We start from the raw sequence: 19,001 nt of genomic DNA on the forward strand, positions 1-19,001 counted from the left end.
TACCTTCTGACCTCGCTACGCCGCCTTCTTCTGCGCTTCGTCTGCAAACCGCGCCAGCTGGGTGGCGATGGTGGCGGCGCCGTTGAGGCGCTTGTCGGGCGTCGGCCAGTCGCGGATGAGGACGATCGACTGGTCCGGCCGGATCTTCGCGGCCGATCCCTGCTCGCCGATGTAGCGCACCAAGGCCCCCGGATTGGAGAAGCTCTTGTCGCGGAACTGGATGACAAGGCCTTTTGGTCCGGCATCGAGCTTGGCGATGTTGGCGCGGCGGCAGAGCGACTTGATGAACACCACCTTCAGGAGATGCTCCACCTCGTCCGGCAAGGGGCCAAAACGGTCGATCATCTCGGCTCCGAAAGCGTCGATCTCGCGGGCGTCGGCGAGGTCGGCAAGGCGGCGATAGAGGCTCATGCGGAGCTGCAGATCGGGCACGTAGCCTTCTGGGATCATCACCGCGGTGCCGAGCGTGATCTGCGGCGACCACTGGCCGTCGCCCGCGTCCGGCTCGCCCTTCATCTCGGCGACCGCCTCTTCCAGCATCTGCTGGTAGAGCTCGAAACCGACCTCCTTGACGTGGCCGCTCTGCTCGTCGCCGAGGAGGTTGCCGGCGCCGCGCTGGTCGAGGTCGTGTCTGGCGAGCTGGAAGCCGGCGCCCAGTGTATCCAATGATTGTAGAACCTTCAGGCGCCGGTCGGCCTGCGCCGTCGGCGTCTTGTTGGCGGGGATGGTCATCAGCGCGTAGGCCCGGACCTTGGAGCGCCCGACGCGGCCGCGCAGCTGGTAGAGCTGGGCGAGGCCGAACATGTCGGCCCTGTGTACAATCATTGTATTCGCCGACGGGATGTCGAGCCCGGATTCCACGATGGTCGTCGAGAGCAGCACGTCGTACTGGCCCTCGTAGAAGGCGTTCATGATGTCCTCGAGCTCGCCGGCGCCCATCTGGCCGTGGGCGATCGCGACCTTCAGCTCCGGCACCTGCTCGGAGAGGAAATCGTGGATGCCCCGCAGATCCGACAGGCGCGGCGCGACGTAGAAACTCTGGCCGCCGCGGTAGCGCTCGCGCAAGAGCGTCTCGCGCACCACAAGCGGGTCGAACGGGGTGATGAAGGTGCGCACCGCCATGCGGTCGACCGGGGCGGTGGTGATCAGCGAGAGCTCGCGCACGCCGGTGAGCGCCAGCTGGAGCGTGCGCGGGATCGGGGTGGCGGACAGCGTCAGCACGTGGACGTCGCTCTTCAGCTCCTTCAGCCGCTCCTTGTGCTTGACGCCGAAGTGCTGCTCCTCGTCGATGATGAGGAGCCCGAGGTTCTTGAAGGTAACGGCCTTGCCGAGCAGCGCGTGCGTGCCGACGACGATGTCGAGCGTGCCCTCGATCAGCCCCTTCTTGGTGGTCGCGAGATCCTTGGCGGTGACGAGGCGCGAGGCCTGGCCGATATTCAGCGGCAGGCCGTGGAAGCGCTCGGAGAAGGTCTTGAAATGCTGGCGGGCGAGCAGCGTCGTCGGCACCACGACGGCGACCTGAAGCCCGTTCATCGCGGCGATGAAGGCGGCGCGCAACGCTACCTCGGTCTTGCCGAAACCGACGTCACCGCAGATCAGCCGGTCCATCGGGCGTCCGGCGGCCAGATCGTCGGCGACCGCGTCGATGGCGCTCTGCTGGTCCTCGGTCTCCTCGTAGGGGAAGCGCGCGGCGAACTCGCCCCAGAGCCCGTCCGGTGGCAAAAGCTTCGGCGCGCCGCGGGTCTGGCGTTCGGCGGCGATGCGGATCAGGCCGCCCGCCATGTCGAGCAGCCGTTTCTTCAGCTTGGCCTTGCGCGCCTGCCAGGCGCCGCCGCCGAGCTTGTCCAGCACGCCTTCCGACCCCTCGCCGCCATAGCGCGACAGGAGCTCGATGTTCTCCACCGGCAGAAACAGCCGGTCGGCGCCGGCATACATGATCTCCAGGCAATCGTGCGGCGCGCCGGCCGCCTCGATCGAGCGCAGGCCGACGAAGCGGCCGATGCCGTGATCGACGTGGACGACGATGTCGCCCTCGTCGAGGCCGGAGACCTCGGCGATGAAGTCGGCGCCGCGCTTCTTGCGCCGGGCGCGGCGGACCAGCCGGTCGCCGAGGATGTCCTGCTCGCCGATGACGGCGATGCGGTCCGTCTCGAAGCCGGCCTCAATGCCGAGCACGGCCGAGGCGACGAGGTTCTTCGGGATCTCCAGCGCCTTGACGTAGGTCTCGACGAATTTCAGCCCGCCGAGGCCTTGCTCCTCGACGACCTGCACCAGGCGCTCGCGCGAGCCCTCGCTCCAGGCGGCAAGGATCACCTTCTTGCCAGAGGCCCTAAGGTTTGAGATGTGCTCGACGGCCCGCTCGAAGACGTTGACGTCGCCGGCCGCCCGCTCGGCGGCAAAGTTGCGGCCGCGCGTGATGTCGAGGTTGACGATGGTCCGGCCGGTCGCGTCGCTCAGCGCATAGGAGGACAGGCGGATGGGATCGGCGCTGGCAATGCCGCCCATCAGCTCGTCTTCGGAGAGGTAGAGATCGTCCGGCTCGACCGGATGGTACGGCACGGCGTCCGCCGTCCCCTCGCCCGCCCCGCGGCGGCGGCTCTCGTAATGATCCTGGATCGTCGTGCGACGCTCGCCGATCGCCTCCAACACGAGGTGATCGAGCACCATCGGGAAGCCGGCGGTGTAGTCGAACAGCGTGTCGAGCTTCTCGTAGAACAGCGGCAGCCAATGCTCCATGCCGGAAAAGCGGCGGCCCTCGCTGATCGCGGCATAGAGTCCGTCATTGCGCGACGGCGCGCCGAAGCGCTTGAGATAGCTCGTGCGGAAGCGGCTGATCGTCTCGTCCTTCAGCGTCACCTCGCTGACCGGCGCGAGCTCGAAGCTCTTGCGCTGGGCGGTGGTGCGCTGGGTGGCGGGATCGAAGGCGCGGATGGATTCCAGCGTGTCGCCGAAGAAGTCGAGGCGGATCGGCTCGTCGTCGCCGGGCGCGAAGAGGTCGAGAATGCCGCCGCGCACCGCGAACTCGCCGCGCTCGCGGACCGTCGCCACGCGCTCGAAGCCGCCGCGCTGCAGGACCCGGACGATGTGGTCCATCGAGATGCGGCCGCTGGCGCGGGCCGAGATCGTCTCGTCCGCCAGGATCTGCGCCGGCGGCATCTTCTGCAGCAGCGCGTTGGCAGTAGTCAGGACAAGAGCGCGGTGCGGCTCCTTGCGCAGGTTGCCGAGCGCGGTCATCGCCGAGAGGCGCATGGCCGCGGCCTCGCTGGACGGGCCGACGCGGTCATAGGGCAGGCAGTCCCAGGCCGGCAGCGACAGAATCGGCAGGTCGGGCGCGACGAAGCGCAGCGCGTCCTCCAGCTCACCCATCCGGTTGCCGTTGCGCATGACGAAAACGAGCGGCGCCTTGCCTGCCCGCTCGCGCGCGATCTCGGCAAGGAGGAACGGCTCGTAGCCGTCGATAACGTTGCCGATCGACAGGCCGTCGCGGCCCTTCAGCGCCTTCTTGAGGCGGTCCTCGGCCTTCACGACGGGCGGGTCCGGGGACCGTCGACGCCGGGCCGATCCTCGACCGGGATCTCGTAGAAGGCCTTGATACGCCGGAAGATGGCGGTGTCGTAGTTCGCCGGGACCGGCTGCTCGCCGGTGAGCCATTGGAACAGGTCGCGGTCGATCGCCTCCATCAGCACCTCGAAATCGTCCATCTCGGTCTCGTCGAGGAGGTCGATCTCAGCGTCCGCGAAACGGCCCAGCACCAGGTCCATCTCCCGCGTGCCACGGTGCCACGAGCGGAACAGCGCCTTGCGGCGGCGGATGTCGAGATCGATCGAGGAGCGGCTGGTGCCTGTCATGGTGTTCTCGGTGTTCACAGAATGTGCTCCGTATATAGCGCAGCAGGCGGCTTGTCAGCGCCGCCGGACCCTATAAACCTCGCTGCCATGCGCCCGTCCTTGCTCGATCCCCTCTTCGCTCCGGTTACCACCCTCGACGGCGTCGGGCCGAAAGTCGCCGGCATGCTGAAGACGCTGCTGCTCGCCTCCGGATCGGACGTGGCGCTGAGGGTACGCGACCTCCTGTTCCACCTGCCGAGCGGCCTCGTCGACCGGCGCCAGCGCGGCGAGATTGCGACTGCGCCAGAAGGCGTGATCGTCACCTTGACGGTGCGGATCGACCGGCACTTGGCGCCACCGCGCGATGCCCGCTCGATGCCGTACCGGGTGTTCGCCACCGACGAGACCGGCGAGATCGCCCTCACCTATTTCCGCGGCCAGTCCAACTGGATGGAGAACCTCCTGCCGGTCGGCGAGACCATGCTGGTCTCGGGCAAGGTCGACTGGTTCAACGGCCGCCCGTCGATGGTGCATCCCGACTTCGTCTGCCGGATCGCCGATGCCGAGAACCTGCCGCTGGTCGAGCCGGTCTATCCGCTGACCGCCGGACTGTCGGCCAAGGTGTTGCAGAAGTCGATTGCCGCGGGGCTCGAGGAACTGCCGGTGCTGGCCGAGTGGATCGAGCCGACAGTCGTGTCAAAGCACTCGTTCAAGCCCTTCGCGGACTCGCTGAAGCGGGTGCATCATCCCGCCGACGCGCTCGATCTCGATCCGCTGGGTGCGGCCTGGCGACGGCTTGCCTATGACGAGTTCCTCGCCGGCCAGCTGGCGCTGGCGCTGTCGCGGCAGAAGATAAAGAAGGCGGAAGGGCGTCCCTTGCGCGGCGACGGCAGCCGCAGCGACAAGGTGCTCGCCGCCCTGCCGTTCACGCTGACATCCGGCCAGCGCAAGGCGATCGACGAGATCTGGTCCGACATGGGCGAGCACGACCGCATGCTGCGGCTGCTGCAAGGCGATGTCGGCTCCGGCAAAACCGTGGTGGCGCTGATGGCGATGGCGGCGGCGACCGAGGCCGGCGCGCAGTCGGCCTTCCTTGCGCCGACCGAAATCCTCGCCCGCCAGCACGCCATGGGCCTGCAGCCCTATTGCAAGGCGGCGGGGCTGAAGATGGTGCTGCTCACCGGGCGCGACACTGGCCGCACCCGGACAGAGAAGCTCGCAGATATCGCCGAGGGTCGGTGCGACATCGTCGTCGGCACGCATGCGCTGTTCCAGGATAAAGTCGCCTACCACGATCTCGGCCTTGTGGTGGTCGACGAGCAGCACCGCTTCGGCGTGCACCAGCGTCTCAGCCTCACCAGCAAGGGCGAAGCGCCCGATCTCCTGGTGATGACGGCGACCCCGATCCCGCGCACGCTGGTGCTCGCCGCCTTCGGCGACATGGACGTCTCGCGGCTGGAGGGAAAGCCCGCGGGGCGCAAGCCGATCGCCACCGTCGCCGTGCCGATGGACAGGCTGAACGAGATCGTCGAGCGCGCCGGTAAGGCGATCGCTGAGGGCGACAAGATCTACTGGGTCTGCCCGCTGGTGGAAGAGTCCGAGAAAAGCGACCTGATGGCGGCCGAGGAGCGGCATGCCCAGCTTCAGCAGGTGTTCGGCGACAAGGTCGGCCTCGTCCACGGCCGGATGAACGGCGAGGAGAAGGATGCGGCGATGGCGGCCTTCAAGTCCGGCGAAACCCGGCTGATCGTCGCCACCACCGTGATCGAGGTCGGCGTCGACGTGCCGGACGCCTCGATCATCGTCATTGAGCATGCCGAGCGCTTCGGCCTCTCCCAGCTGCACCAGTTGCGCGGCCGGGTCGGCCGCGGCTCGAAGGCGTCAGCCTGCGTCCTCCTCTACCGCGCGCCGCTCGGCGAAGTGGCCAAGGCGCGGCTCGCGGTGATGCGCGAGACCGAGGACGGTTTTCGCATTGCCGAGGAAGATCTGAAGCTGCGCGGCGAAGGCGACCTGCTCGGTACCAAGCAATCCGGCCTGCCGGGCTTCCGTGTCGCCCGCATGGAGGTGCATGCCGACCTCTTGGAGACCGCCCGCGACGATGCGCGGTTGGTCCTGACGCGCGATCCCGGCCTCGAGACGCCGCGCGGCGAAGCGCTGCGCACGCTGCTCTACCTGTTCGGCCGGGAAGACGCGATCAGGCTGCTGCGGGCGGGGTAGCTTCGGAGGAGATGCGACGGCGCCGCTGCGTTCTTCGCCCCTCTGGGGAGAAGTGGCCGGCAGGCCGATGAGGGGGGAGCGCCGGCGACGAATGATCGACCACGCGAGTCATCATCGGCCTTTCCCGTCGGCGCTCCCCTCATCCCGCTGCCGCGACCTTCTCCCCGGAGGGGAGAAGAAGGCGGCTGCGGCGTCGCGCCCTCTGAACCACGCGGGTGCTTACAACGCCGCTCCCTACGCCTTCGCCGCTGCCAGTTTCGCCGCCTCGCCTTGCGTCAACGGCCGCTCGCTGTCCGGCCCGACGATGCCCGCGGAGATGACGAGCTTCATGGCGTCCTCGACCTTCATGTCGAGGATCCGCACGTCCTCGCGCGGCACGTAAAGGAGGAAGCCGGAGGTGGGATTGGGCGTCGGCGGCAGGAAAACGGCGAGCATCTCCTTGCCGTCGGGGGCAAGGGTCGAGGCGATCTCGCCGCGCGCTTCGGTGGCGATGAGCACGATCGACCAGATGCCGCGGCGCGGATATTCGATCAACGCCGCCGTCTTGAACGAGGAGGAATGGTTGGCGAACACCGTCTCGAAAATCTGCTTCAGCGCGGTGTAGAGCGTGCGCACCAGCGGCGTGCGGCCCAGCAGGCGCTCGCCCCAGCCGACGATCGTCTTGCCGACGAAGCTGGCGGTGAGGAAGCCGACGAGGGTGATCAAGACCAGTGCGACGACGAGGCCGAAGCCCGGAACGCTGAAGACGAGGTAGTTGTCGGGATTGTAACGGCCGGGAATGTAGGGTTTCACCCAGCCGTCCACCCAGCGCACGAAGGACCAGGTCAGCCAGGCGGTGATCGCCAGCGGGGCGCAGATGATGAACCCGGTGAGGAAATAATTGCGGATGCGGGTCATCATCGGTTCCATCGTTCGCGGGCGATCGCCGCGAACCGGTCGCGCCGATCGCCGGCCGTCGCCAAGCCTAGCATGGCAAAACCTCGGCTTCGACGCTGACGGCGCGACGGCCGAGAGTTTTTTGCAACGCAGCGAAGGTGCCGCGTCCTCTACTCAACTGTGACGGATTTGGCGAGGTTCCGGGGCTGGTCGACGTCCGTGCCCATGTGCACTGCCGTGTGGTAGGCGAGCATCTGAAGGGGAACGGCGTAGACGATCGGCGTCAGGATTTCCGGCATGTCGGGCAGGACGATGACCTCGGCCGACGGCATGGCGCCAGCCGCAGCGCCCTTCTCGTCGGTGATGAGGATGATGCGACCGCCGCGCGCGGCGACCTCCTGCATGTTCGAAACGGTCTTCTCGAAGGCGCGGTCGTGCGGCGCGATGACGATCACCGGCATTGTCTCGTCGACCAGCGCGATGGGCCCATGCTTCAGTTCGCCCGCTGCATAACCTTCCGCGTGGATGTAGCTGATTTCCTTAAGTTTCAGCGCTCCCTCCAGCGCCAGCGGATAGCTGAAGCCGCGACCGAGATAGAGCGCGTGCTTGTGCGTCGACAGTTCGCGGGCGATCGCCTCGATCTGGCTCTCCAGCTTGAACGCCTCGTTCACAAGGCGCGGCGCCTCGGCGAGCGCCCGGGTCATCGCCAGTTCCTCGTCCGGCGAGATGACGCCACGGTCGACGCCGGCGCGGATCGACAGAGCGGCCATCGCCATCAGCTGGCAGGTGAAGGCCTTCGTCGAGGCGACGCCGATCTCGGGGCCGGCGAGCGTCGGCAGGACGATGTCGGATTCGCGGGCGATGGTGGATTCCTGAACGTTGACGACCGCTGCCGTCTTCAGCCCCATCTGCTTGGCGTAGCGCAGCGAGGCCAGCGTGTCGGCGGTCTCGCCGGACTGCGAGACGAAGAGCGCGAGGTCGACGTCGCCGAGCGGGCTCTCGCGGTAGCGGAACTCCGAGGCGACGTCGATGTCGCAGGCGATGCGTGCGTGCCGCTCGAAATAATAGCGGCCGGTGAGGCCGGCGAGATAGCCGGTGCCGCAGGCCGAGATCGCCATGCGTTGGACATTCGCGAAATCGAGCGCCTGGCTGCCGGGGATCCGGGTGCGGCCGGTGGTCATGTCGACGAAGGCGCCGAGCGTGTGGCCGATGACCTCCGGCTGCTCGTAGATCTCCTTCTGCATGAAATGGCGGTGATTGCCCTTGTCGACGTAGAAGGCCTTGCCAACCGAGCGGCGGATCGGACGCGTCACCGCCGTGCCGTCGACGTCGAAGATTTCGGCGCCGGCATGGTCGAGCACGACGAAGTCGCCATCCTCGAGATAGCGCACGCTGTCGGTGAAAGGCGACAGCGCGATCGCGTCGGAGCCGAGGAACATCTCGCCCTCCCCGACGCCCACGGCCAGCGGCGAGCCGCGGCGGGCGCCAATGAGGAGGCTCTCCTCGCCGGTGAAGATGAAGGCCAGCGCGAAGGCGCCTTCCAGCTGCAGCAGCGAGGCCTTCACGGCCTCGCGCGGGGCGGCGCCGCGGTCCATGGCGCGGGTGACGAGAATGGCGACCGTCTCGGTGTCGGTCTCGCTCTCGAAGATGTAGCCGTCGGCTTCCAGATCGGCGCGCAGCTCGCGGAAATTCTCGATGATGCCGTTGTGGACGACGGCGAGTGTCTTCGTCGCATGCGGGTGGGCGTTGCGCACGGTCGGAGCGCCGTGCGTCGCCCAGCGGGTGTGGCCGATGCCGATCGTGCCGGCGAGCGGGTTCTGCTTGAGGTGCGCTTCGAGGTTGGCGAGCTTGCCCTCGGCGCGCCGCCGGTCGAGCCCGTCGGCGGACAGCGTCGCGATGCCCGCGGAATCATAGCCGCGGTATTCCAGCCGCTTCAGCGAGTCGACGAGACGCCCGGCCACGGGCTGACGGCTGACGATACCGATGATGCCACACATGCAGCGCATCTCCTGAAGAGCAAAATGGTTGCGGCCGAAAGCCGCTGGCACCGGAGGTAGCGTTTCCGCCCCGCCGCCGTCGACACAAGTTTGATTGCCGCCGGCAACAGGCTCAGTGCGGCGTCTTCGCCTTGGCGAGCTTTGCGGCCTTCGCCGCGGCATTGCGGGCGGCGATCTGCCGGCCGCGGTCGGGCATCGTGACCTGGCGCCCGCGGGCGATGGCGAGCGCCCCGTCCGGAACGTCATCGGTTACGACACTGCCGCTGCCGATATAGGCACCCTCGCCGATCCGCACCGGAGCCACCAGCGCCGAGTTCGAGCCGACAAAGGCGTCCGCGCCGATCTCGGTATGATGCTTCAGCGCGCCGTCGTAATTGCAGGTGATCGTCCCGGCGCCGATATTGGCATTCGCGCCGATCGCGGCATCGCCGATGTAGCTGAGATGGTTGAGCTTCGCGCCCTGGCCGAGCTTGGCGTTCTTGGTCTCGCAGAAATTGCCGACCTTGGCGCCGTCGTCGAGTTCCGTCCCTGGCCGGAGCCGCGCGAACGGGCCGATCGCGACATTCTCGGCGATCTCGGCGCCCTCGATATGCGAGAAGGCGTGGATAACGCTGCCGGCGCCGACGGAGACGCCGGGGCCGAAGACGACGTTCGGCTCGATCAGGACGTCGGCGGCAAGCTTTGTGTCGAAAGCGAGGAAGACGGTTTCCGGCGCGATCAGGCTGACACCGGAGAGCATCATCTCGTGGCGCCGGCGCTGCTGCCAGAGCGTCTCGACCGCGGCGAGCTCGACGCGAGTGTTGACGCCCAGCACCTCCGACGCCTCCGCCTCGATCGCCCGCACGCTCCGCCCTTCCGCGCGGGCGATCTCGACGACGTCAGTGAGGTAGTATTCGCCCTTGGCATTGGCGTTGCCGATCTGGCCGAGCAGCGCCAAGGCGTGCTCGCCGGCGATCGCCATCACGCCGCCATTGCAGAAGTCGATCCGCCGCTCGGCCTCGCTCGCATCGCGTTCCTCGCGGATCGCCAGCAGCTCGCCGCCCGCCTCGATCAGACGGCCGTAGCCGGTCGGGTTCGGCGTCCGGAAGCCGACGACGCAGACGCTGGCGCCGGCGGCCAGCGCCTCGCGGGCCAGCGACAAGGTCTCCGGCCGCACCAGCGGCGTGTCGCCGAAGAGGATGAGGATGTCGTCATACCCCTCCTCGATGGCGGCGCGGGCGGCGAGCACCGCATGGCCGGTGCCGAGGCGCTCGGTCTGGAGGTGGGCGCTGACATGGCCGATCGTCCCGGCCAGCGCTGCGGCGACGGTCGCCTGCACCACCTCGGCGCCGCGTCCGACCACCAGCGCCGTGCGGTCGGAGCCGGCCGCCGCGGCGGTGAGCGCGGCATGGCAGACCATCGGCAGACCGGCGACGGGGTGCAGGACCTTCGACATCGCCGATTTCATCCGCGTGCCCTCGCCGGCGGCGAGGATGATCGAGAGGCAGGAACGGGACATGGCGGGCTTCCGGTGTTGAGGCCTGGATCACCTGCCTTAGCAGGCGTTCCTGAGCAAGCGGTGAATGCCGCGCCGCGGCGGCTGCGCGAGGTCGGCTTGCCTCACGTCGCCAGGCGTTCGACGTCCATCAGGGCCGGAAACGTGTCGAGCAGCCAGAACGAGACCGCCTGCATGCCGCCGGTCAGGAAGAGGATGCCGGTGATCACCAGGAGCCCGCCCATCACCTTCTCGACCTTGCTGAAATGCTGCCGGAAGCGCCCCATCCACCGCAGAAAGACGCCGGAAAAGGCCGCGGCCAGAAGGAAGGGAATGCCAAGGCCGGCGGAATAGAACGCGAGCATGGTCGCGCCCTCGGCCACCGTGCTGCGCGCACCGGCAAGCCCGAGGATGGCGCCGAGCACCGGTCCGATGCAGGGCGTCCAGCCGAAGGCGAAGGCAAGCCCCATCAGATAGGCGCCGAGAACGCTGCGCGGCTTGTCCGGCGAGCGGAAGCGCTTCTCGCCCGAGAGAAAGGCGATGCGGAACACGCCGAGGAAGTTGAGGCCCATGACGATGATTGCGATGCCCGCGACGATGCCGAGCCAGTCGAGGTTCTGCCGGAGCAGACGCCCGACCGAACTCGCGCCGGCGCCGAGCAGGATGAAGACGGTGGAGAAGCCGAGCACGAACACCAAGGCCGTTGCCAGCACCCGGACATAGCCGCGGCCGGTCGCCTTCATCTGCGGCCCGGCCTTCAGGTCCTCGAGGGAGACGCCGGCCATGTAGCAGAGATAGGGCGGCACCAGCGGCAGCACGCAGGGCGACAGAAAGGACAGGGCGCCGGCGAGGACAGCGGTCGGATAGGACAGATCGTCGATCACGCAGGTTCCTTTCGGGAGGACGTCGGCCCCCGTCCCCGTCTCCTAGCGGGCGAAAGCGCGAGCGGCAAACCGAACTGGGACATCCCTGCGTGATCTCGTCAAAAGGCTGGGGGCCGACGCCTTTAGCGGTTGACCGCTCGATCTCTGCTTTCTATGTTCCGCGCGATTCAGCGATCGGCCTCGGCCATCGACGGACGAGCGCGTAGCTCAGTTGGTAGAGCAACGGACTTTTAATCTGTAGGTCCCGGGTTCGAGCCCCGGCGCGCTCACCAATCAGCTCTGATTTCCCGAAACCAGTTTCATATCTGCGTCTCATGGGCTCGGTGCCCCGGCATGTGGTCGGTGATGAGCTTGCGTCTGCGTACGCTTTAGCGCGGTCAGCCAAACGCCGGAACGGTTGCACAGGCCGCAGGTTCAACTCCGCGACCGCCAGAACGCGGCAATTATCGGAGAAGACTATGACCCAGGAAAAGACGCTCGAAGACGCCTTCTACGAGACGCTGAAGGATGTGTACTTCGCCGAGAAGCAGTCGGTGAAGGCGCTGAAGAAGTCGGCGAAGGCGGCGCAGTCGCCGGAGTTGAAGCAGGCGTTTCTCGACCATGCCGAGGAGTCGGCAGCCCAGGTCGAGCGGCTGACGCAGGCTTTCGAGATCATCGGCAAGCCGGCGCGTGCCAAGACCTGCGAAGCGATGGTCGGTATCACCAGCGAGATGGAATCGGACCTCGAGGATTTCGGTGGGACCGAGGCGTCGGATGACGTGCTGATCGGGTGCGCGCAGGCCATCGAGCACTACGAGATCGCGCGCTACGGCCTGCTGAAGGCCTGGGCCACCAAGCTCGGCTATGACGAGGCAGCCGCGCTCTTCGACGAAACGCTGCAGGAGGAAAAGAAGGCGGACGAGTTGCTGACGAAGATCGCCAGCGGTTCGGCCCCGGCGAAGCCGAAGGCGTCCAAGAAGGCAGCCTGAGCGCTACGCTTCTTCATGAGATTGCAAAGGGGGTCGCGGTTCGCCGCGGCCCTTTTTTATGGCGTCGCGCCCGATCGATTCGGTCCGAGGGCGAGGCGAGTGCCCTCACCCCGTTTTACTGGACCGACCTTCGAGTTTACCGGGCTGCGCGGACCAGGGCCCGGTGCCGCCATCGGCGGCGGACGCGGACGGTCCAGTAGAAGCGGGCAAGGAAGAAGCCCGCGATGCTGGAGACCGCGGCAAAGACCGACAGCCCGATCGCCAGTGGCAACAGGAAGCCGCCAAAGCTCCAGCTTGTCTCGTCCAAGGCCACATCATCCGCCATGGCCATCACCTGATCCTCGGTCAGTTCGCCGCCGGCGCCCGAACCGAGGAGAAAGTTGCCGACGCGGTAGGCGGCGTAATAAATCGCCGGAAAGGTCAGCGGGTTCGTGACGAAGGTAAAGCTCGCCGCGACGATGATGTTGGCCCGAACGCTCAGCGCCAGGACCGCCGCGACGATGATCTGACCCACCGGGATCATGAAGCCGGCGACAAGCCCGAGCGCCACGCCGCGGGAGACGGACCGCCGGTTGAAGTGCCACAAGGAGGGATGCGCCAGCCGATGGGCGAACGGGCTCATCCAGCGGCTTGCGAGGATCGTCTCGCGGGAGACGACGAAGCGCTGCAGCCATTTCATGCGCAACGCTGCCGGGCTTTGCGGGATCGAGCCCGGATCATGCGGCTGTTCCTTCCACCCGTCCGAAGAGGCGGGCGCGTTCCCGGTAGACGGCCGGCAGCGAGAGAAGGGCGATGCAGCCGAAGGCGATCGTCGTTTTCAGCAACTGGCTGAACCGCGGGGTCTCGAAGTCCACGAAGCGGACGAGATAGACGATGACGACGTGCCAGACGTAGACCTGGAGCGAGTGCCGGCCGAGGAGACGCAGGAACGGCAGCCGGAACAGCCAGGACAGGAAGCCCGCGAACCGGCGAATGCGCGTGGAAGCATGTTCCGGGCCCGCCACCAGCAGCCAAGCCAGGCCCGACGCTACCGCCGTGAAGTTCAGGAGATAGACGAGGCCGAACTCGGAGCGGTTCTCGTAGCTTTGGAAGGTGCCGAGAATGTCGATCGGCATATAGTCGTGGGCCGTCGCGAAGCGGAACGGCAGGAAAAACAGGCAGATCGACAAAGCGGTCATCGGCAGCAGGGTGTCGCCAGGCCTAAAAACCTTTTGCCAGTCGACGCGGTTCATGGCGGTCAGCACACCGAAGACGAGGCCGAAGACGAACACGATCTGCCAGGCCATCAGGTTGAAGTTGACCCGCAGGCCATGTCCGGTGTCCCCGGCCAGCCAGGTGTTGAGCGGGGCCGTCAGCGGCCGCTGGACCCCGAACTGCGCCGCCAGCCACAGCAGGAAGGAGCCGATCAGGACCTGGTGCCACTGCCCCCTCAGGCAGGCGAGGATCAGGAAGGGCGAGATCAGCATGTAGACGATGTATTGCGGCAGGATGTCCATGTAGGTCGGCTGGAACAGCAGCAAGGCGGCGCTCACCGCGCGGAAAGGGTTGCGCCAGTCGAGGTCGGCCATCCAGTCAACCCAGCCGAGCTTGGCCGCCGGGATCAGCAGCGCCATCGTCATCGCAAAGGCCAGGAGAAAAAGGGTCTGGCGGTAGAGGTCCCCTGCCCTCGACCAGACGCCGCGCGCCGCCGTCAGGAAGCCCTTGCGCTCCATCCGGCCGGCATAGACCATGCCGACGAGGAGGCCCGAGAGGAAGACGAAGCCCTGCGCGTCCTCGACAAAGGCCAGCTGGCGATGGTTAATTTCGACCAGCCAGTAGCCCCCGTCGAAGGCCAAGTGGTTGATGAGCATGAAGACGAGGAAATAGCCCCGCAGCCCATCGATGAGATCCAGTCGCTTCATCATGCCATCCTGCTTCGCGCGGACCGGCGCAGGGGTGATCGGCCGTAAGGCAGGCCGGTCGAGTACCCCACCCCCCGCGTGCCGGCAACCCGGCCTGCTCACCTGAGCGGTGACAAAGGCTTGCCTTGCGGTTTCGGCAGGCCTCTAGATTCAAGAGGTGCCTGAGCAAGAAAACGTAGGTCCCGCGCCGGGCCGAACCCTTCGCTTTATTGATCATCATTAATTGCTACCATAGCATTCGTTTCCAACCACATCTCCGGTGATCACTCTCAGTTTTGTTAAGCTTTAAAAAGTTTGTCTCATTATAAAATCTGATGAATCCGCACTGGACAAATCGTAATTTATAGATGTGATGGCAAATATAGTCTTCAAACGGTCCTTCGTGTCGTCGGTGATGACGGTGAGGCGGTAAAGGTGGCTTCTTGCGTCATGTCGATTGGATACGGACAAAGCTGGGACGGTCGAGGTGTCCTTGCGTCAGACCCGCCGGTTGCCGACGTCCCGTCATGGGGCGGGAGCGATAAAGCTATGTTCAGGCTTGCTTCGGTGGAACTCAGCAACAAACGCGTTCTCATCGTCGAAGGTAACGCCGACACGGCCAGCCGCATGGCTAGAGATGTCACAATTTCAGGTGGGGACGTGATCGCCACAGTAAAGGATATTGCGGCCATGCTCGCGGCCTTTGAATACCCGCGACACATCGACTGCGTGATGCTGGACGCTCATACCTTGGCACAGGCGCCCATCTTCGTACCGGAATGGCTGCAGGACCGGTGCGTCCGTCTGGTCGTCATCACCACCTGGGACGACTGGTTCCTCAACGACGAGGAAAGCTGAGGGAAGGCCGGCGGGGTTTGGGTGCCGCCAGTGCTTCCCTCAGGATCGCGGGAATACATCGCTGCCGCCCGCCTTCCCGTCGCAGTCTTACATCGGCGGAACGACACCGTTCTTGCCGACGACAACGAACGCAGCCTGAAGCGAATCGTCGGCCTGCTTCTGGGTCGGAATGAAGACGGTAGCGCCCGCGACGAGATCCGCCTTTTCGGCCGGTGCGAATGTCACCACCGGTGTGTTCTCCGGGACCGACACGGCCTTCTCATTGCCGCCACTATAGGTCAGCGTCAGGTTGCGGCCGTCGACCGCGCTGACGGCATTGGTGACCGTTGCATTGGTCATCGTGCTGTTGGGCTGGAGATCCCAAGGATAGTGCCCCTCGCCCGTCCCCGCCATTCCCGCGGGGAATACCAGGACTTCCAGCGCGCCGGACGAGCCGTCAGCCTTGGGTGCCGCTGCGACGCCGACGAAGTCGCCGGCCTTGATCTCGGCGAGCGAAGCCTTCGTCACGGTCCCGACCCTCCAGCCATCCTTTAGCATGACCTTGACGTCCGTGCCGTCGCGCGACTTTACGTTGAGGACCGATCCGTCGAGGGAAACGATCGTGCCGCGGACACGGACGGCGTTCGCCGGCGGCGCCTGGGCGAAGGCCGGGGCGACGGTGGCGACGACGAGGGTGGCGACGGCCGAAGCCGCCAGCAGGCGGCGTAGCGGCCGCATCTGTGTAGTGAACATGGTCTTCCACTCGCTTTGTTGGGGAGGACTTCGACTGAGCACGATCGCCTCGGCGATGCGACGCACAAGCCGGTGATGACACCGGTTTGTGCTGGCTGGCCTAGCGGTTGCAGCGGCTGTAGCGCGGATCGTCGTTCGGTCCGTTGCGGCAGTCGTCCCGGCGATCGTAGCGGTCGCTCCGGCCATCGCGGCGGTCGTCGCGGCCGTCATAGCGTCCGCGCGGACCGCGATCGTCGCGGTAGTCGGGCTGGCGGTTGTCGACGATGACGGGGCCGCGCCCGACCGGGCCCTCGTTGATGGCGCGGTCGTAGGCGCCACCACGGTTGTTGGTTTCGCAACCGGAGAGCGCCAGCGAGCAGAGCCCGAGGCTGAGAAGGAGGATCGTCGACTTCATGGGAAAGCACCTGCACCGGGAATTCGGTCTTGAACCTAGCTAGTGCATGCTGAGCATTTTCCTATGCGCGGCGTTGAACTCCTCTTGAGACGGGACCGCGCACCGACCATCGGTCGGCTGGCGGTTGTTCGGCCGCGGCGTCACGTCAAGTTGATGGGCCGGGGATGGCCAGCCAAGCACTTTCGTCGGACGCTGTCCCATCGACCGGAAGGAGGCCATATGCGCCGGACCCTTTATGCCCTCGCCCTAGCCGCGCTGCTTCTGCCGGCCCAATCGCTGGCCGCGCGGGCGGACGATGCCGGCGACATCAAGTCCGTCATTTCAGGTCAATTGCAGGCTTTCAAAGCTGGCGATGGCGGCGCGGCTTACTCCTACGCGGCGCCCAACATCAAGCAGATGTTCCCGAGCGAGTCGGCCTTCATGGCGATGGTCGAGGGCGGCTACGCCCCGGTGTTCCGCTCCAGCAATGCCGTCTTCGGCACGATGACCGCCGAGGGCAAGGGTTTTCGGCAGGAAGTCTATCTCACCGACAGTTCCGGCCAGAGCTATGTCGCGAGCTACACGCTCGAGCGTCAGCCGGATGGCTCGCTGAAGATCACCGGCTGCGCCATTCGCAAGGGCAACGACGTATCGGCCTGACGGAAAGGCTAAAGCTTCTCGAGATCGCCGCGGACCCAGCCCTCTCTGACCGCAGCGACATGATCCGAGAAGCCTCCGGCTGAGATCGCCGTGCGAAGGCCGTCCATCAAGCTTTGGTAATACGCGAGGTTGTTCCAGGTGAGCAGCATCGCCCCCAGCGCCTCGTCGGATTTGACGAGGTGGTGGAGGTAAGCGCGGCTGTAGTCTCGGCTCGCGGGGCAGTTCGACGCCGCGTCGAGCGGCCGGTGGTCGTCGGCATGGCGAGCGTTCTTGAGGTTCACCTTGCCGAAGCGGGTAAAGGCGAGGCCGTGGCGCCCGGCCCGGGTCGGCATCACGCAGTCGAACATGTCGATGCCGCGGGCGACGGACTGGACGATGTCGTCGGGTGTCCCGACGCCCATGAGGTAGCGCGGCTTCTCGTGCGGCAAGGCTGGCAGCGTCTCGTCGAGCGTCTTCAGCATCACATGCTGCGGCTCTCCGACCGCCAGTCCGCCCATCGCATAGCCCTTGAGGTCCATGGCGGCGAGGCGCTGGGCGGAGCGCAGGCGGAGGTCCGGGATGTCTCCGCCCTGGACGATGCCGAACATTGCCTTGCCCGGCTGCGTGCCGAAGGCCTTGGCGGACCGCTCGGCCCAGCGCAGCGACATCTCCATCGCCCGCTCGATCTCGGCGCGCTCGGCGGGCAGCCGAACGCATTCGTCAAGCTGCATCTGGATGTCGGAATCGAGGAGGTTCTGGATCTCGATCGAACGCTCCGGCGTCAGCGCATGCGCCGAGCCGTCGATGTGCGAGCGGAAGGTGACGCCGGTCTCGTCGAGCTTTCGAAGGTTCGCGAGCGACATCACCTGGAAGCCGCCGGAGTCTGTGAGGATCGGGTGCGGCCAGCGCGCGAACTCGTGCAGGCCGCCTTGCCGCGCCACGCGCTCGGCGCCGGGACGCAGCATCAGGTGGTAGACGTTGCCGAGAATGATGTCGGAGCCCAGATCGCGCACCTGGTCGAGATACATCGCCTTGACCGTGCCGCCGGTGCCGACCGGCATGAAGGCCGGAGTGCGGACGGTGCCACGGGGCATGGTGATCTCGCCGCGGCGGGCGAGACCGTCGGTGGCCAGCAGGCGGAACTGGAAGCTGTCGCTCACCGGTCGGTCCTTCGTTCGAGCAGGCAGGCATCGCCATAGGAATAGAAGCGATAGCCGCTGGAAATCGCATGCGCATAGGCCGCCCGCATGGTGTCGAGGCCGGAGAAGGCCGATACCAGCATGAACAGCGTCGAGCGCGGCAGATGGAAATTGGTGAGGAGCACGTCGACCGCGCGGAACCGGTAGCCCGGCGTGATGAAGATCGAGGTCGGGCCGTCGAAGGGCCTGATCTCGCCGTCCTCCGTCGCCGCGCTTTCAAGAAGGCGCAGCGACGTCGTGCCCACTGCGACGATGCGTGCGCCGCTTGCCCGCGCGGCGTTGAGGCGGGCGGCGGTCTCGGCATCGATGCGGCCGATCTCGGCATGCATGCGGTGCGCCTCGGTGTCGTCGGCCTTCACCGGCAGGAACGTCCCTGCCCCGACATGCAGCGTCAGGTATTCGCGGCTGACGCCGACAGCGTCCAGGGCGCCGACGAGATCCGGCGTGAAATGGAGGCCAGCCGTCGGCGCGGCGACCGCGCCGTTCTCGCGGGCGTAGATCGTCTGGTAATCGGCGGTATCCTGCGCATCGACCGGTCGCTTGGAGGCGATGTAGGGTGGCAGCGGCAGGATGCCGGTCTCGGCCAGCGCCGCATCGAGAGCCGGGCCGCCGCGGTCGAAGACGAGAAGAGCCTCGCCGCCCTCGCCTTTCTCCGCGAGAAGCGCGGAGAGGCCGCCGGGTGCGGGGTCGAACACCAGGGTTTCACCGGCGTTTATGCGCTTGCCGGGCTTCAGGAAAGCCTGCCAGCGGTCCGGCGCCATGCGCATGTGCAGCGTCGCCTCGACCTTGGCGGCGGTGTCGCCGCGATGACGCAGGCCCGTCAGTCGGGCGGGGATGACGCGGGTATCATTGAAGACGAGGACGTCGCCGCGCCGCAAAAGCTGCGGCAGGTCGGCGATGGTCCGGTCGGCCAGCGTTCCGGCAGGCTCTACCGACAGAAGCCGTGCAGCGGCGCGGGGCACGGCTGGACGGAGCGCGATGCTCGTCTCCGGCAGATCGAAATCGAACGCGTCGACGCGCATGGCGCCCTCTTCTGAAAAGGAAAAAACCGCCCGGCCTTGTCGGCCGAGCGGATGG

Annotated in this window: 16 protein-coding genes and 1 tRNA gene; 5 read left to right on the top strand and 12 right to left on the bottom strand. The window is 66.5% G+C overall.

From position 1 onward, the window contains the following. Window positions 1–15 precede the first annotated feature (15 nt). Entirely contained in the window at window positions 16–3,384 is a 3,369-nt protein-coding gene (gene mfd / locus ACZLZY_RS10190; protein WP_472933562.1) for a transcription-repair coupling factor, read from the bottom strand. A gap of 137 nt (window positions 3,385–3,521) precedes the next feature. Further along, window positions 3,522–3,848, bottom strand: a complete 327-nt coding sequence (locus tag ACZLZY_RS10195; RefSeq protein WP_472933434.1) for an FAD assembly factor SdhE — start codon at window positions 3,846–3,848, stop codon at window positions 3,522–3,524. 87 nt (window positions 3,849–3,935) lie between these two features. On the opposite strand from ACZLZY_RS10195, the gene recG reads away from it, so the two are divergent. Further along, window positions 3,936–6,044, top strand: coding sequence for an ATP-dependent DNA helicase RecG (gene recG / locus ACZLZY_RS10200; RefSeq protein ID WP_472933435.1), 2,109 nt, complete (start codon window positions 3,936–3,938; stop codon window positions 6,042–6,044). Between the two features lie 234 nt (window positions 6,045–6,278). On the opposite strand, the gene ACZLZY_RS10205 is transcribed toward recG, so the two are convergent. From ACZLZY_RS10205 to ACZLZY_RS10220, 4 genes are all read right to left on the bottom strand, one after another. Next, complete coding sequence (locus ACZLZY_RS10205; RefSeq protein ID WP_472933436.1) at window positions 6,279–6,941, bottom strand: DUF502 domain-containing protein; 663 nt, start codon at window positions 6,939–6,941, stop codon at window positions 6,279–6,281. Between the two features lie 149 nt (window positions 6,942–7,090). Beyond that, window positions 7,091–8,917: a glutamine--fructose-6-phosphate transaminase (isomerizing) gene (gene glmS / locus ACZLZY_RS10210; protein WP_472933437.1), complete on the bottom strand. Its 1,827-nt coding sequence runs from the start codon at window positions 8,915–8,917 to the stop codon at window positions 7,091–7,093. A gap of 112 nt (window positions 8,918–9,029) precedes the next feature. Further along, entirely contained in the window at window positions 9,030–10,415 is a 1,386-nt protein-coding gene (gene glmU, locus ACZLZY_RS10215) for a bifunctional UDP-N-acetylglucosamine diphosphorylase/glucosamine-1-phosphate N-acetyltransferase GlmU (RefSeq protein ID WP_472933438.1), read from the bottom strand. 101 nt (window positions 10,416–10,516) lie between these two features. Then, a complete protein-coding gene (locus ACZLZY_RS10220; protein ID WP_472933439.1) occupies window positions 10,517–11,275 on the bottom strand; it encodes a cytochrome c biogenesis CcdA family protein in 759 nt (252 codons plus the stop codon). Between the two features lie 196 nt (window positions 11,276–11,471). Between ACZLZY_RS10220 and ACZLZY_RS10225 the strand changes: the two genes are divergently transcribed. Together ACZLZY_RS10225 and ACZLZY_RS10230 are read left to right on the top strand one after the other, a co-directional pair. After that, window positions 11,472–11,547 (top strand) — tRNA-Lys (locus ACZLZY_RS10225). A gap of 186 nt (window positions 11,548–11,733) precedes the next feature. After that, on the top strand, window positions 11,734–12,243 hold the full coding sequence (locus ACZLZY_RS10230) for a YciE/YciF ferroxidase family protein (RefSeq protein ID WP_472933440.1): 510 nt from the start codon (window positions 11,734–11,736) through the stop codon (window positions 12,241–12,243). A gap of 136 nt (window positions 12,244–12,379) precedes the next feature. Here ACZLZY_RS10230 and ACZLZY_RS10235 read toward each other — a convergent pair whose 3' ends face one another. Further along, a complete protein-coding gene (locus ACZLZY_RS10235; RefSeq protein WP_472933441.1) occupies window positions 12,380–12,922 on the bottom strand; it encodes a DUF2062 domain-containing protein in 543 nt (180 codons plus the stop codon). Window positions 12,923–12,959: 37 nt separating this feature from the next. Continuing rightward, a complete protein-coding gene (locus tag ACZLZY_RS10240; protein ID WP_472933442.1) occupies window positions 12,960–14,144 on the bottom strand; it encodes an OpgC family protein in 1,185 nt (394 codons plus the stop codon). A 528-nt stretch (window positions 14,145–14,672) separates the two neighbouring features. Between ACZLZY_RS10240 and ACZLZY_RS10245 the strand changes: the two genes are divergently transcribed. Beyond that, complete coding sequence (locus ACZLZY_RS10245; RefSeq protein ID WP_472933443.1) at window positions 14,673–14,981, top strand: hypothetical protein; 309 nt, start codon at window positions 14,673–14,675, stop codon at window positions 14,979–14,981. A gap of 87 nt (window positions 14,982–15,068) precedes the next feature. Here ACZLZY_RS10245 and ACZLZY_RS10250 read toward each other — a convergent pair whose 3' ends face one another. After that, the gene (locus tag ACZLZY_RS10250; protein ID WP_472933444.1) at window positions 15,069–15,713 is read right to left on the bottom strand and encodes a hypothetical protein; all 645 of its coding nucleotides are present in this window, start codon (window positions 15,711–15,713) and stop codon (window positions 15,069–15,071) included. Between the two features lie 100 nt (window positions 15,714–15,813). Then, window positions 15,814–16,107, bottom strand: coding sequence for a hypothetical protein (locus ACZLZY_RS10255; protein ID WP_472933445.1), 294 nt, complete (start codon window positions 16,105–16,107; stop codon window positions 15,814–15,816). A gap of 219 nt (window positions 16,108–16,326) precedes the next feature. Between ACZLZY_RS10255 and ACZLZY_RS10260 the strand changes: the two genes are divergently transcribed. After that, entirely contained in the window at window positions 16,327–16,746 is a 420-nt protein-coding gene (locus ACZLZY_RS10260; protein WP_472933446.1) for a DUF4864 domain-containing protein, read from the top strand. Between the two features lie 8 nt (window positions 16,747–16,754). Here the strand turns inward: ACZLZY_RS10260 and tgt are convergent, their stop codons facing one another. Both tgt and queA read right to left on the bottom strand, forming a co-directional pair. Further along, window positions 16,755–17,885, bottom strand: a complete 1,131-nt coding sequence (gene tgt, locus ACZLZY_RS10265; protein ID WP_472933447.1) for a tRNA guanosine(34) transglycosylase Tgt — start codon at window positions 17,883–17,885, stop codon at window positions 16,755–16,757. Then, window positions 17,882–18,946 carry a tRNA preQ1(34) S-adenosylmethionine ribosyltransferase-isomerase QueA gene (queA, locus tag ACZLZY_RS10270; protein WP_472933448.1) on the bottom strand — a complete coding sequence of 355 codons (1,065 nt, stop codon included), beginning with the start codon at window positions 18,944–18,946 and terminating at the stop codon, window positions 17,882–17,884. The genes tgt and queA overlap by 4 nt, the downstream gene beginning before the upstream one ends. Window positions 18,947–19,001: the final 55 nt, after the last annotated feature.

It is taken from the genome of Mesocryomonas lacus (assembly GCF_055730135.2).

Excerpts from the sequence above, each read along its gene's own strand:
- ACZLZY_RS10260 (WP_472933446.1), top strand. The coding sequence starts at position 16,327 with ATGCGCCGGACCCTTTATGCCCTCGCCCTAGCCGCGCTGCTTCTGCCG.
- ACZLZY_RS10245 (WP_472933443.1), top strand. The coding sequence starts at position 14,673 with ATGTTCAGGCTTGCTTCGGTGGAACTCAGCAACAAACGCGTTCTCATC.
- recG (WP_472933435.1), top strand. The coding sequence starts at position 3,936 with ATGCGCCCGTCCTTGCTCGATCCCCTCTTCGCTCCGGTTACCACCCTC.
- glmS (WP_472933437.1), bottom strand. The coding sequence starts at position 8,917 with ATGTGTGGCATCATCGGTATCGTCAGCCGTCAGCCCGTGGCCGGGCGT.
- mfd (WP_472933562.1), bottom strand. The coding sequence starts at position 3,384 with ATGCGCAACGGCAACCGGATGGGTGAGCTGGAGGACGCGCTGCGCTTC.
- ACZLZY_RS10240 (WP_472933442.1), bottom strand. The coding sequence starts at position 14,144 with ATGAAGCGACTGGATCTCATCGATGGGCTGCGGGGCTATTTCCTCGTC.
- ACZLZY_RS10255 (WP_472933445.1), bottom strand. The coding sequence starts at position 16,107 with ATGAAGTCGACGATCCTCCTTCTCAGCCTCGGGCTCTGCTCGCTGGCG.
- ACZLZY_RS10235 (WP_472933441.1), bottom strand. The coding sequence starts at position 12,922 with ATGAAATGGCTGCAGCGCTTCGTCGTCTCCCGCGAGACGATCCTCGCA.
- glmU (WP_472933438.1), bottom strand. The coding sequence starts at position 10,415 with ATGTCCCGTTCCTGCCTCTCGATCATCCTCGCCGCCGGCGAGGGCACG.
- ACZLZY_RS10205 (WP_472933436.1), bottom strand. The coding sequence starts at position 6,941 with ATGACCCGCATCCGCAATTATTTCCTCACCGGGTTCATCATCTGCGCC.
- ACZLZY_RS10250 (WP_472933444.1), bottom strand. The coding sequence starts at position 15,713 with ATGTTCACTACACAGATGCGGCCGCTACGCCGCCTGCTGGCGGCTTCG.
- ACZLZY_RS10195 (WP_472933434.1), bottom strand. The coding sequence starts at position 3,848 with ATGACAGGCACCAGCCGCTCCTCGATCGATCTCGACATCCGCCGCCGC.
- queA (WP_472933448.1), bottom strand. The coding sequence starts at position 18,946 with ATGCGCGTCGACGCGTTCGATTTCGATCTGCCGGAGACGAGCATCGCG.
- ACZLZY_RS10230 (WP_472933440.1), top strand. The coding sequence starts at position 11,734 with ATGACCCAGGAAAAGACGCTCGAAGACGCCTTCTACGAGACGCTGAAG.